The organism is Lacinutrix venerupis (genome assembly GCF_003663945.1).
GTDB lineage: Bacteria > Bacteroidota > Bacteroidia > Flavobacteriales > Flavobacteriaceae > Lacinutrix > Lacinutrix venerupis.
Genome location: NZ_RCCH01000003.1, coordinates 115,719 through 129,756, shown reverse-complemented (window position 1 = coordinate 129,756; position 14,038 = coordinate 115,719). Strand labels below are relative to the sequence as shown.

Annotated in this window: 9 protein-coding genes; 5 read left to right on the top strand and 4 right to left on the bottom strand. The window is 30.4% G+C overall.

The genetic code is table 11. The features are described 5' to 3' along the window. Window positions 1-15 precede the first annotated feature (15 nt). The 4 genes from gdhA to CLV86_RS05275 all read left to right on the top strand — a co-directional run bounded on the left by gdhA (window position 16) and on the right by CLV86_RS05275 (window position 6,939). On the top strand, window positions 16-1,359 hold the full coding sequence (gene gdhA / locus CLV86_RS05290) for an NADP-specific glutamate dehydrogenase (RefSeq protein WP_076731769.1): 1,344 nt from the start codon (window positions 16-18) through the stop codon (window positions 1,357-1,359). A 102-nt stretch (window positions 1,360-1,461) separates the two neighbouring features. Continuing rightward, complete coding sequence (gene porZ / locus CLV86_RS05285; protein ID WP_121050498.1) at window positions 1,462-3,810, top strand: type IX secretion system anionic LPS delivery protein PorZ; 2,349 nt, start codon at window positions 1,462-1,464, stop codon at window positions 3,808-3,810. Continuing rightward, window positions 3,810-4,526 carry a DNA repair protein RecO gene (gene recO, locus CLV86_RS05280; protein WP_076731767.1) on the top strand — a complete coding sequence of 239 codons (717 nt, stop codon included), beginning with the start codon at window positions 3,810-3,812 and terminating at the stop codon, window positions 4,524-4,526. Before porZ ends, recO begins: the two co-directional genes overlap by 1 nt. Then, the gene (locus CLV86_RS05275) at window positions 4,510-6,939 is read left to right on the top strand and encodes a TonB-dependent receptor plug domain-containing protein (RefSeq protein ID WP_121050495.1); all 2,430 of its coding nucleotides are present in this window, start codon (window positions 4,510-4,512) and stop codon (window positions 6,937-6,939) included. The genes recO and CLV86_RS05275 overlap by 17 nt, the downstream gene beginning before the upstream one ends. Before the next feature lie 39 nt (window positions 6,940-6,978). On the opposite strand, the gene CLV86_RS05270 is transcribed toward CLV86_RS05275, so the two are convergent. Continuing rightward, window positions 6,979-10,173 carry a lamin tail domain-containing protein gene (locus CLV86_RS05270; protein ID WP_121050492.1) on the bottom strand — a complete coding sequence of 1,065 codons (3,195 nt, stop codon included), beginning with the start codon at window positions 10,171-10,173 and terminating at the stop codon, window positions 6,979-6,981. A gap of 47 nt (window positions 10,174-10,220) precedes the next feature. Between CLV86_RS05270 and CLV86_RS05265 the strand changes: the two genes are divergently transcribed. Continuing rightward, a complete protein-coding gene (locus tag CLV86_RS05265; RefSeq protein ID WP_076731765.1) occupies window positions 10,221-10,697 on the top strand; it encodes a regulatory protein RecX in 477 nt (158 codons plus the stop codon). A 63-nt stretch (window positions 10,698-10,760) separates the two neighbouring features. On the opposite strand, the gene CLV86_RS05260 is transcribed toward CLV86_RS05265, so the two are convergent. The 3 genes from CLV86_RS05260 to CLV86_RS05250 are packed head-to-tail and all read right to left on the bottom strand — an operon-like array spanning window position 10,761 to window position 13,987. Next, window positions 10,761-11,255 carry a DUF6646 family protein gene (locus CLV86_RS05260; RefSeq protein ID WP_076731764.1) on the bottom strand — a complete coding sequence of 165 codons (495 nt, stop codon included), beginning with the start codon at window positions 11,253-11,255 and terminating at the stop codon, window positions 10,761-10,763. Window positions 11,256-11,263: 8 nt separating this feature from the next. After that, window positions 11,264-12,115: a cupin-like domain-containing protein gene (locus CLV86_RS05255; protein ID WP_076731763.1), complete on the bottom strand. Its 852-nt coding sequence runs from the start codon at window positions 12,113-12,115 to the stop codon at window positions 11,264-11,266. Window positions 12,116-12,172: 57 nt separating this feature from the next. Continuing rightward, a complete protein-coding gene (locus CLV86_RS05250) occupies window positions 12,173-13,987 on the bottom strand; it encodes a TonB-dependent receptor plug domain-containing protein (protein WP_121050489.1) in 1,815 nt (604 codons plus the stop codon). Window positions 13,988-14,038 lie beyond the last annotated feature (51 nt).

Genomic DNA, 14,038 nt, shown 5'->3' with positions numbered 1-14,038 from the left:
AAAATCGTCTGTTAAATGGAAGATAAAATTCAAGCATTTTTAGATTTAGTAAAGGAAAAAAATAGTCATGAACCAGAGTTTTTACAAGCTGTTCATGAAGTTGCAGAAACTGTAATTCCATTTATTGAAGAAAATCCTCAGTACCAAAATAAAATGTTATTAGAACGTATGGTCGAGCCAGAACGCACAATAATTTTTAGAGTACCTTGGATAGATGATAAAGGAAATACACAAGTAAATAGAGCATTTAGAGTAGAATTTAATTCTGCTATAGGACCATATAAAGGAGGTTTACGTTTTCATCCATCTGTAAACTTAAGTATTTTAAAATTTTTAGGTTTCGAACAAGTATTTAAAAACTCTTTAACAACATTACCTATGGGTGGTGGTAAAGGAGGAAGTGACTTTAATCCAAAAGGAAAAAGCGATAACGAAGTTATGCGTTTTTGCCAATCTTTTATGACAGAACTTTATAGACACATTGGTGCTAATACAGATGTTCCTGCAGGAGATATAGGTGTTGGTGGACGTGAAATTGGTTATATGTTTGGTCAATACAAGAGACTTGCTAACGAATTTACAGGAGTCTTAACTGGAAAAGGAATTAGCTATGGTGGTTCTTTAATAAGACCAGAAGCAACAGGTTATGGTTGTGTATATTTTGCAAAAAATATGTTAGCAACAAAAAACGACTCTTTAGAAGGTAAAACTGTTGTTATCTCTGGTTCTGGAAATGTAGCTCAATTTGCATGTGAAAAAGTAACTCAACTAGGAGGAAAAGTAGTTACATTATCAGACTCTTCTGGATACATTTATGATGAAGATGGTATAGATGCTGAAAAATTAGCATTTGTTATGGAAATTAAAAATGTTAACCGTGGAAGAATTAGTGAGTATGTAGATAAATATACTTCGGCTAAATTCTTTAAAGGAGAAAGACCGTGGAGTGTTAATTGTGATGTAGCTATGCCATGTGCAACACAAAACGAATTAAACAAAGAAGAAGCAGAAGTTTTAGTTAAAAACAATGTTATGGCAGTTGCAGAAGGTGCAAACATGCCTACAACACCAGAAGCCATAGAGGTTTTACAAAAAGCAAAAGTTTTATTCTCTCCTGGTAAAGCTTCTAATGCTGGAGGTGTAGCAACATCTGGATTAGAAATGAGTCAAAACTCTTTAAGATACAACTGGACAAGAGAAGAGGTTGATACTAAACTTAAACAGATTATGAATGACATTCATGAATCTTGCGTAAAATACGGAACACAAAAAGATGGCAGTATCGATTACGTAAAAGGAGCAAATATTGCTGGCTTTGTTAAAGTAGCAGACGCTATGTTAGCACAAGGTGTTGTGTAACAAAGAGATAATTTATTTAAAAAAGCTTCCTAAATGGAAGCTTTTTTAGTTTTTGTATATATTTTTGCAATATTATACGTTATCTAAACGTAATTATATGCTATGAAAATAAAAAATATACTTCTAATATTATTTTTCCCTTTAACAATATACTCTCAAGATTACTCAAGAGATTGGAAAGGCTATTTTTCTTATTTAGATATAAACGATATTTCTCAAGGTAATTCTAAAGTTTTTGGTGCCGCAGAAAATGCTGTTTTTATTTTCGACACCCAAACAAACGAAATAAAAGAACTTACCACAATTAATGGACTCTCGGGAGAAACAATTTCAAGTATTCAATATGTTGAGGAAAATGGATTACTACTAATTGGTTTTGAAAACGGATTAATGCAAGTTTATCTAGAATCTAGCCAAGACATAAGAACTGTTGTAGATATTTTAAACAAACCCACAATACCACCAATAGACAAAAGGATTAATAATTTTACAGTATATAATGGCTTAGCATATATATCTACAGACTATGGTATTTCAGTTTATGATATTAACGCTTTAGAATTTGGCGATACTTTTTTTATAGGACCTAACGGCTCTCAATTAACTGTTAACGATATTGCTGTTTTTCAAGAAGAAATTTTTGTTGCTACAGAAAATGGTCTTTTTAAAGCAGATGTAAACAACTCTAATTTAATAGATTTCCAGCAATGGCAACAATTAGATAATGCTAACTGGTTAGAAATTGAATTTGTAGGCGATAAACTTTTTATTGCTAGAGATAACACAATTTTATATGAACTTGTTGGGAATTCTTTTGTTCAAAGAGTAGATTATACCGGCCAGATAAATCACTTAAGTAAAAACAACAACCAGCTTATAGTAACATTGTTAAATGCTGTATATGTATATAATACAGAGCCATTTACCGAAAACTCTGTTATAAATACATTAGAAGATTATCCAACAAATTTTACCTCTGCAATAATTAATGAAGAAAATGATGTTTTTATAGGTACACAAGGTGTTTTTGTAACTAATAAAACTGCTTTTGGAATTTTAAAAATAAACCTATCAGATTTAACACAAATAGATGAAATTCATCCCTCTTCACCACTTTCAAATAATGGTTTTTCTATTGAAGCAACGGATAATAATGTTTGGATGACTTATGGTGATTATACAGTTTCTTACAACCCTTTTCCCTTACGTCAAAGAGGTTTTAGCCATTTAAAAGGAGAGCAATGGAATAATATTCCTTTTGACAGTGTTTTTGGTGCAGTTAATTTAAATAAAATCCATATCAACCCATTTAATCCTAACAAAGTATACATAAGCTCTTTTGTTCATGGTTTAATAGAAGTTGTAAATGATGATCCTACCGTTTTATATAGTGTAGATAATAGTACTTTTCAATCCTCTTGGAATGCAGGTATTGATATTAGAAATGCTGGTTCTGTAATAGATCAAAATGGAATTTTATGGTGTACAAATGCAAAAATTTTAGAACCTTTAAAGTCATTTAATTTAACAACTGGTGAATGGAAATCTTACGATTTCAGCGAAATAATTTTAAATGCAAATACCGAAATTGGTTATGGATCTGTAGATGTAGACCAAAATGGAATTGTTTGGATTGGTGGTCATAGAAAAGGGATATTTGGCTACAAACCTGATACCGAAGAATTAAAAAACATAGAATCTGAAGAAGAAAACCTCCCTTCTCCTTCGGTAAAAACCTTAAAAGTAGATAAACAAAATCAAGTATGGCTTGGTACAGATAAAGGATTAAGAGTTATCTATAATACAGAAGCATTTTTTGACGACCCTGATTTCGAACCTTCAGAAATTATTATTCTTGATGATGGCGTGGCTAGCGAATTATTATTTCAGCAATATGTAAAAGATATAGAAGTAGATGGTGCAAATAATAAATGGATAGGAACATTAGATACTGGTGTTTATTACTTTTCTTCAGATGGTCAAGAAACCATATACCACTTTACAAAAGACAACTCTCCTTTACCAACAAATCAAGTTATAGATATAAGTTTAGACGAAACAAATGGAATTGTTTATATAGCTACAAGTAAAGGTATGGTTTCTTTTAATAGTGAAACTTCAGCGCCCGATGCTACACTTCAAGAAGCTTATGTATACCCAAATCCTGTAAGACCAAACTTTAATATTAACGACGAAAAAATTAAAATAAAAGGCATTACAGAAAACGTTAATATAAAAATATTAGATATTGAAGGAAACCTTGTTACCGAAGCAGAATCAAGAACAAATACTAAGTTTAGTGGGTATAATTTAGAAATAGACGGAGGAACAGCGCTTTGGAATGGTAAAAACATGTCTGGTAAAACTGTAGCAAGTGGTGTTTATATGGTAATGATAGCAGATTTAGATTCTTTTGAAACAAAAGTTCTTAAACTAATGGTAGTTAGATAATGTTACTAACCACAAATGCAATTGTTCTTTCTAAACTAAAATATCGTGACAACGATTTAATAATTAAATGCTATACACAAAAAGAAGGAATAGTTAGTTACCTCTTAAAAGGTATTTTAAAATCTAAAAAAGGTTCAAAAGTTGCCTATTATCAATTACTAACACAACTTCAAATTGTAACAGATTTTAAACCATCAAGATCACTTCAATATATAAAAGAAGTAAAAATTAATCACCTCTACTCTAGTCTTCATACCAGTGTACTAAAAAGTGCAATAGTTATGTTTTTAGCCGAAGTTTTGTCTAGTTCACTTCAAGAAGAAGAGCAAAATGACACTTTATTTAATTACTTAGAAGCAACTTTACAATGGTTAGATACCCAAGATAGTTATGCCAATTTTCATTTATTATTTCTATTAAACTTAACTAAACATTTAGGATTTTATCCAGACACTTCTAAAATAGAATTACCTTATTTTAATTTAGAAGCTGGTGAATTTCAAGATAAAAAATACAGTAAGTATTCCATATCAAACGAAAATTTAACACTCCTTAAAAAGCTATTAGGCACAACATTTGATGCTTTAGATTTAGTTAAAATTAACGCCAAACAAAGACAATCTTTTTTAGGTCTCATTTTAGTTTATTTTGAACTACATTTGGGAACCTTTAAAAAACCAAAATCACTACAAATATTTAATGAAGTATTTAATTAAAAATAAAAAATACACTTTAATTTCTCTGTTTTTTCTCTGCCTAAGTTTACACACCAAAGCTCAAGATGTTTTAGTTTTAAATAATAGCACGCAAGAGCCAATTGCTGGTACTGCCATATATAATAAAAACAAGTCTAAAAGTGTTGTTACAGATTTTTATGGTAAAGCTAACCTAGATATATTCAACACAGAAGAAAATATCTATTTTAAGCATATTTCATTTAAGCTATATGTTGTTAAAAAAGCACTAATTGAAAATAATAAAGTACTACTTATCTCCAAATCACAAGGTTTAGACGAAATTGTAATATCAGCTTCAAAATTTAAAGAAAACAAAAGAGAGGTTCCTAAAAAAATAGCGAGTGTAAGTGCTTCAGAAATTGCTTTTGAAAACCCACAAACAAGTGCAGATCTCTTAAAATCTACAGGTCAAGTTTATATACAAAAAAGCCAATTAGGTGGCGGAAGCCCAATGATTAGAGGTTTTTCTACCAATAGATTATTAATAACTGTAGATGGCGTAAGGATGAACAATGCTATTTTTAGAGGCGGAAATATTCAAAACGTTATCTCTATAGATCCTTTTTCTATACAATCTACAGAAGTTTCTTTAGGAGCAGGAAATGTAATTTATGGTAGTGATGCTATTGGAGGCGTTATGAGTTTTTATACAAAAACACCAAAAGTATCTTTTACAGATTCTACTTTTATTAAAACTAATGCCGCATTAAGGTACGCTACTGCAAATCAAGAAAAAACAGCACATTTAGATATAAATTATGGTTTTAAAAAATGGGCTTTTATTACAAATGCAAGTTATACCGATTTTGGAGACTTAAGGATGGGCAGTAATGGTCCAGAAGATTATACTAGACCAGAATTTGTAATTACCAATAATAATAAAGACATAATTGTAGAAAATAACAATCCAAATATTCAAAAAACTTCTGGTTACAACCAGTTTAATATCATGCAAAAAGCACGATATGAAGCTAAAAACAATTTAAGTTTCGATTTAGGTCTATTTTATACAGCAACATCTAATACTCCAAGATACGATAGATTAATACGTTATAGAGGTGAAAATTTACGCTCTGCAGAATGGTATTATGGGCCACAAAAATGGTTTATGTCTAATTTAAATGTTACAAAATTAAGTAGTAAAGCTAATCTTTACGATAAAATTAAAGCAACAGTAGCCTACCAAAATTTCCAAGAAAGTAGAATTGATCGCGATTTTCAGTCAGAATTTAAAAATATTAGAGAAGAAGCTGTAGATGCTATTTCATTTAATTTAGACTTAGAAAAAAAAATAACAAATAAAACAGAACTATTTTATGGTATAGAATATGTTCATAATACTATAAATTCTGTAGGTTCTCAAGAAAATATTATAACAAACATAAACGAACCAACTGTTACACGCTATCCTAATGGATCAACTTGGCAATCTGCAGCAGTATACACAAGTTTAAAATACAAGCCAAATACAACTTTGGTTTTTCAAACTGGATTGCGTTATAACAATGTAACCTCTAAAGCAGATTTTACAGAAAACAACACCTATCTTAATTTACCATTTACAACAGCAAATAATAACTCGAGCGCTTTAACTGGCACAGCAGGTATAAGCTGGAATCCTAACGATTTATTACAATGGAAAATTAATTTCTCTTCTGCTTTTAGAGCTCCAAATATAGATGATATTGGTAAAGTATTCGACTCCGAACCTGGTTCAGTTGTTGTACCAAACAATAATTTAAATCCGGAATATGCGTATGGCGGAGAATTAGGTTTAGCTTTAAATTTTAATAACACTTTTATTTTAGATACAGCAACTTATTACACCTATTTAGATAATGCTTTAGTTCGAAGAGATGGTGAATTAAATGGTGAAAACGAAATATTTTACGACGGCGAATTAAGCAATGTACAATCCATACAAAACGCATCCAAATCTTGGATATATGGTTTTGAGGTTGGAGCAAAAATTAATTTTAGTGAGAAATTAAAACTAACATCGCAATATAATATTATTGGTGGAACCGAGGAGACCGATGGTATAGAAGTGCCTGTTAGGCATGTATCACCAAGCTTTGGAAACACACATTTTGTATGGCAAAATAAAACACTAAAAGCCGATATATTTTTAAATTATAACGACCAATTATCTTTTAATCAAATTGCACCTTCAGAACAAGAAAAAGATTATTTATACGCATTAGATAAGAATGGAAACCCATATTCTCCATCATGGTACACTTTAAATTTTAGAACCCAATATCAGCTTAATAAAGAAACTTCAATTACTGCAAGTTTAGAGAATATTACAGACCAACGCTACAGGCCATACTCATCAGGAATATCGGCAGCAGGAAGAAATTTAATTGTTGCTTTAAAATATACACTATAAAAAAAGCTCCTTAAAAAGGAGCTTTTTTGTTTTTAACACTTATTTTTTAATTGCTTTTTTAACAATTAACTTTCCGTTAGACAATTCAATTTTAGCAATATAAACCGAACTGTTTAGGTTTGATAAATTATAAACCTCTTTATTTTCGCTTCCGCGGAATTGATAAATACTACGACCTAAAAGGTCCAATATTTCAATATTTTTAATTGTTAACTCTTTAGAATTAATTGAAAACTGTACGTTGTTATCTTGAAGTTCAACAATTGATAGGTTTTGAGAACTAGCATCAAAATCTTCGGTTGATAATGTATTTGCCTGAAATACAATTTTAAAACGATTGTTAAATTCACCAACTTGAGATGTAAAACTATAATCGCTACTAGATAAATCATGAATTCCATTTGTTAAAGCATCTTCCAAATAAATGGTATTATTATTTAAAAAATCGCCTTCCATTTGAGCAATTGAAATAGTATAAATAGTAGGTACATCTACATTAGTATTTATACCAAGAGGAATTTCCTCGTTAATATTTAAATCGTTAGTAGCTTTACCTTGAATAGAGAATTTTTTATCATTACCAGGAATAATTGAATATAAAATAGCGTGCAAACCTACCGGCGTTATTTTTGATGAATCGTAAAAAGAACCATCATAACCTGCAGTAGCAGTATCTAAATAACCAATAGCAATTTGGTTTCTTACACCATTATCTGATGTTAAATTAAGCCATAGTGTGTTTTGAACAGTATTATCTTGGTTATTTGATGCTCTAAAAAACTGATCGTTATTTCCTGTAACTCGCATACTATTATTAAAAATAACATCTCCAGATGTGCTTCCATAACTATCTGAATAATTTACAAAAAAGCCTTGCCCAGATGGAATAAATAAACTTGGTATAACTCCATCTCCACCAGCAATTCCGGTTGTTCCATTAATTACTGCATAATCTGAAGTATCAAAATTTAAATCAGAATTTCCATTAATGTTTGAAGCTGGAGCAGTGTTTTGTGACCACAAATATATTTCACCATCTAAAATACCAGAAGATGCTACATTTTCTGCAAAGAAAGCGTTTACAGAGATTGCAGAAGGATATGGATTACCAATAAAATTGTAATTCTTATCAGCCGTCGAAGCATCATTTCTAACAACTGGGACATTAATTGTCCCATTATTAAAAGGACCTTCAAAAATATGTGAAAAACTATTTGGAAAAGTAGGTAGTTGAGAAAGCGTAGTTGCATAACCAACACCTGGTAAAAGCACATCTGTTCCTGCTGTAAGTTGCCAGTCGTCTCCATTATCATCTACATTATCTTGCCCAGGAACAGCCGAACCGTCGTTAGCTGTTTCCATTGTTAAGTCTGCATAATTAGCAGCATTATACCAAAATCTTCTATCGGTAGGAGATTGAAAAAATACATCTTGTACTTGTTCTCCAATTACAGGAGAACTCCAGTAAGTATACTCATACCAATTATTTGCTATTGCAGTTTCTTTTGTTACAGTAATTACTCCATTTGCAGGATCTAAAATAGCAGCTTTAGCTTTTGAAATATTTTGTACTACAGAACCATTTTTTTGCACATTAATTATTCCATTTCCATTGACTACAATATTACTTTCAATATCAATAAAAGAGTTATCTGCTACAGTTAAAATTATTCCATTATTAACTGTTAATGAGCAAGCTGTAATATTTCCGTCTGTTAATGTATTGTAAGGTGCATTAATTATAACTGCAGTTGAAGCGGTTGGAGCTATAGGATTCCAACCTGTTGTTTCCCAAGTTGTGCTCGATGTACATAAACATTCGTTATTATGCCAACCTAATGTAGCAGTGTTGTTATTACTAGTTGCTGTTGATGTAGATGTCCATTGTGATGCATTATATACTACCGTTGGTATTTTAACATCCGAGTTTCTTTTTAAATTTACATTTTGTGCAAAATTAGAATTATCTCCTATTATACCAATAACATCAATATTTTCTCCATTAATAGTTTGTAAAGCCATAACATCATTACCGCTAAAGTTCATAGAATTATTAGTTACACAACGATCTGCAACACCACTTGCACATAATGTAGAGCCAGATTTTGAGATTAAGTATGTTGAATAAGCATTTACAATACCTGTTAAATTAGCAACACTATTTGGACTTATACTTCCATTTGTATATTTAGCAATCCTATAATTTGATAAATCTATATCAACATTCGTAGGATTATACAATTCTATATACTTTTCATTAGCAGCATTAGCTGGCTCGAAGTATTCCGATATAATTATTTCAGAGCAATCTGCAATTGGTGTTGTAACCTCTCCTTCTGCATCAATAAATCTATCTGTAGCACCTAAACTAGTCGCACTAATAGATCCATTATATGTGTTAGCTGTTAAGCCAGCTACTAATCTTATGTATATTGTAGTTAAACCAACTTCATTTGAAGCATTTGGTGTTAATGAAATAGTATTACCAAAACCAGTTCCAGAAGTTGTAGAAATTTCAAAATTGGTGGATGTGGCATCAATAAGAATATCTGTTGTTAAATTATAACCTTGAACAGTAAAACTATCTTCTACAACAGAAGCTTCTCCTTCTACATAACCCATACCTGTAACAACGCTTGGGTTTGCAGTTATTGTTGGCACAACTGGATTTGTACCTATAACTTGAACATCGTCAAACTCCATACGTTCTGTATTACGGTTATTATTCATTATAACCTGTATTTGCAAAGTACTACCTGTTAATCCTGTTTGCGATACTGTTGCAATATTAAACGTGTTAAATAAAAGCCCATTCATTTCGGTTACTGTTATCCAAGCTCCACCATCAATACTATATAAGGTTTCTAAAGTATCATTATCTGCATTGTTATTATATTCACGTGCATTTAATGATAAACTAACATTTGTAAAGCCATTAATATCTATTACAGGAGAAAACCAACTTGCAAAACCATCTAAATCACGACCTTGAAAACGCCCATTAGCATTAGATCCTTGAACACGAAATCTATCGTTAATTTGAAAAGTAGTTGCAGAAACATCAATACTCCAATCTACTCCAGAAAGATCTATATCTGTAGTATTTGTTGTATTATTAAATACAGCTCCTTTATGAATTTGATTATTAAAATTTTCGGAATAAAGTACAGTGGTCTGGCTAATTCCAATACTACAGACAAATAGAAGTATTAAAAGAATTGTATTTTTTTTCATAAATGAGGGAGTTTTAGGTTAATTAATTAATAGCTTATTTTTGGTGCATGCATCAAAAACAAAAATCTTACACAGTAGAAGAAGCTAAAAAAAAGCTAGAACATTACTGTGCTTATCAAGAACGTTGTCATAAAGAAGTTAAACAAAAATTAAGAGACTTAAATATTATACCTGAAGCAGCAGATATAATAATAGTACACCTTATACAGCATAACTTTTTAAACGAAGAACGTTTTGCCAAAATCTTTGTTCGAGGAAAGTTTAACATTAAAAAATGGGGACGCTTTCGTATAACTCAAGAACTCAAGAAAAAGGACATTTCCAAAATTAATATAAATGCTGCGCTTAGAGAAATTTCTGACGATGAGTATATCGAGGTTTTTAATGCTTTAGCCGAAAAAAAAGCCAATACCATATTGGAAACCAATATACTGAAGAAAAAAAAGAAACTTACCGCGTATTTATTGTATAGAGGTTGGGAATCGCATTTAGTGTATAGTAAAGTAAATGAACTTATTAACTAGAATATAAAAAGCCTTTCAACTTTATAAAGATGAAAGGCTTTTTTATTTAAGATTGCTTTTATTTTACAAATTAAACACAGCTCCTACACTTGCTGTAAATTGATTGTGTATATAATCTGCTCCAAAATTATTTTCTTTATATTTTGCTAAAGGTGTATTAAATTCTGAATATAAACCAAATCCATTTGTAAAGAAATAACGCATTCCTAAATGGCCTCCAAAGTTTTTTGTACTTAAACTTAAACCTGGATATACATCAAAATTATCGTCTATATTAATAACGTTTCCTAAATTAGCATTAAAACGTGCTTTAATATCGAAGCGATCTCCAAAATCTGCATTTAAGATGTTGTTGTTTTTAACATTTAGAGCATAGGTTGAAGAAACACCTATAGAAATGTTTTCTCCAATTCCATAATCGTAACTAACATTTAGCCCTGAAGCTAAATCTTGAAAATTTCCTCCAATTTGAAATTTTTCATCACCTTTTCCTTCAAAAGCTTGCGCATTTATTAGCGATACACTTAATATTGCTAATACAAAAAATACTTTTTTCATTATTTAATTTATTTAGTGTTTTTAATTGCTTGTTCGTTTTTCCAGTCTATCCAATCTTGACCTTTTAAACGTCGCATTAAGTTGTCAAAATTACGCATTACAATTATATTATAAATAGCTTTTCCTAAGTTTTTTGGGTGTCTTGCTATTGCTCGCAAACTCATTGAAAAACCAGGCGTAATATAACGCATATAATGCCAATAACCTTCTGGCATATATAATACTTCTCCGTGATTAAGCTCACACTCCCAACCTTTTGCCTTTTGCAAAGCTGGCCATTTTTTAAAGTCTGGATTGGAAAAATCGATATCTTCTCTAACAATTAAAGAATGTGGTATTTTATACAAATGCTTATTTTGCTTTTGGTCGAATAAAATAACTTGTTTTTTACCTTCAAAATGAAAATGAAATATATTAGCTAAGTCAATATCATAATGCATAAAGGTATGCGAGTTTGTTCCTCCAAAAAACAGCATTGGCAAACCCTTCATTAAACGTAGCCCAAAGTCTGGATATTTAAAATCGTTTTGAAGTTGTGGCACTTCTTTTAAAATATTCCAAAGAAAAATTCTAAACTTTGTTGGCTCTCGCTTTAACAAATTAACATACTCACTCATCTTCATTTTTGCGTGTGGCTCGTTAAAACCATCTTTATAATCCACTGGTCTATCGTCATAAAGAGGTACAGTTTTATCTCCTGCAATCTCTTTAATATAATCAAGATTCCATTTTTTATAAGCTGGCCAATCTGTTATAAACTGCTCAATAACCACAGGTTTTTGTGGTTTAAAATAATGCTTAATAAAATCCTCTTTTGTAATTGTTTTTACTCGAGGTATTTGTTTTAGATTTAGTTCCAATAATATTAATTTAAAGGCATAAAGTTAATAAAACGTTATGACTCTGTAAATATTGGACTATTTAAAATTATATTTTAAGCCAAATAATAAGTTTCCTTTTGGCATTGGCACAAAATTAGTCTCACTATATTCTGCATTAAAAATATTGTTTGCAATCATAGAAAGCTCTACTGTTTTTAATTTTAAATTTACACTAGCATCTAAAACTATATAATGCTCTCCAGAGGTTCTTTCGGCATATTTATAAATAATATTTTGAGATAGATTTTTAAAAAATTGTGTCTCTAAATTAGCTGTTATTTGGTGCCTTAAAGAGTTTATTGAGTACCTTGAGAAATTACTTGGCACAGCTTTTAAATCGTCTTCTAAAAAAGTATAACCTGTTTTAATAAACTGATTAAAACCTGCAAAATTTAAACCATAAGATGCGTTTAACTCTATACCTTTTGTATTTAAATCTCTTATATTAGTTGCTTGCCACAAATCTGTTTCATTTTCTTTTACAAAGTCAATTAATTTTTTAGAATCTCTATTAAAAGCTGCTACAGAAGCGTTAAAGTTTCCTTTTTTAAATTTTAAACCTAATTCTTGAGCAATAGCTTCTTCTGGTTCTAAATTCTCATCTCCTAATGTTGTTGGATCGTTATAAAACAAATCTGTATAAGTAGGTATTCTATAGGTATAACCAACGTTTCCGTAAATTTTAAAATTATTATTTATTTTATAACCAAGATCTATTCCTGGAAATGCATGGTATTTAAAATCTGTAAAATAATTAACAGCTACGCCTGGAGTAATATCCAATTTATTATTTAATAACTTAAATCTGTGCTCTAAAAATGCTGTAGTCATGTACCTATCTCTTTCTCCTAAATTATTACTAGATAAAAATACTTTTGCTACATCTACTCCAAAACCAGTAACACCAATTTTTGAGCTATAAGAGGCGTCTATTGAAGCTCCTACCTTATTAGTTTGATGGAAGTTTCTATAAACTTCTGGATTTTTTCTTACAAAAACATATAGATCTTGATTTCGTTTCCAATACAATTTTGGTTTTAGTGTAAGTTTTCCTTTTTTAATATTGGTTGTTATTCCTACCAAGCTTGCCTGAGTTTCTTCGTATTGGTTTTTTGCTGTAGGACTTGCATAAAATCCATTTGCTCCAAATTTTCTTTCTTGAAAGGAAGCTATAAGATTTATTGGTGTTTTATTGGTATTAAATGCTGCTTTTAAAAAGTAATTTTGGTTATTATAATCTGTATTAAATCTATAACCATCTGATGAATTTACAGATGCATGTGCAATAACAGAAGTATTTTTAAAATTCTGTCCTAATGTTGCAGCTACATTTTGCTGATTGTAAGAACCTAATTGATAACCTACAGAACCTATTTTTTCTGCATTTTTTTTAGTTACAATATTAATTGCTCCTGTAAATGCATTTTGTCCAAATACTCTCGCTGCAGGACCTTTTATAATTTCTACACGCTCTATTACTTCTAATGGTAAAGCCATATTCATGGTATGGTGTCCCGTTTGAGCATCTTCAACCTTTATTCCATCTATAAGTAATAATGTTTGGTCAAAACCACCACCACGAATGTATAAATCTGCTTGCATTCCAGAGGTTCCACGACGCCTTACATCTACTCCTGCCACTTGTTGCAATAAATCTGCAACATTAGTTGTTGCACTTTTTTTAATATCTTCTTGAGAAATTACAGATATGGTTCTTGAGTTTTCAGAAAATGGTAAATCTATTCTTGTAGAAGAGATTAAAATAGTGTCTAATTGTTGCTGCTTAAATTCTTGAGCTTGTATTGTTATGGAAATTGCAACAAGTAAAATTGAAAATATTATACGTTTCATAATAAAATTTATAGGTGTTTTTTAACGCCGCAAAATTCGTAACTTTCCGGA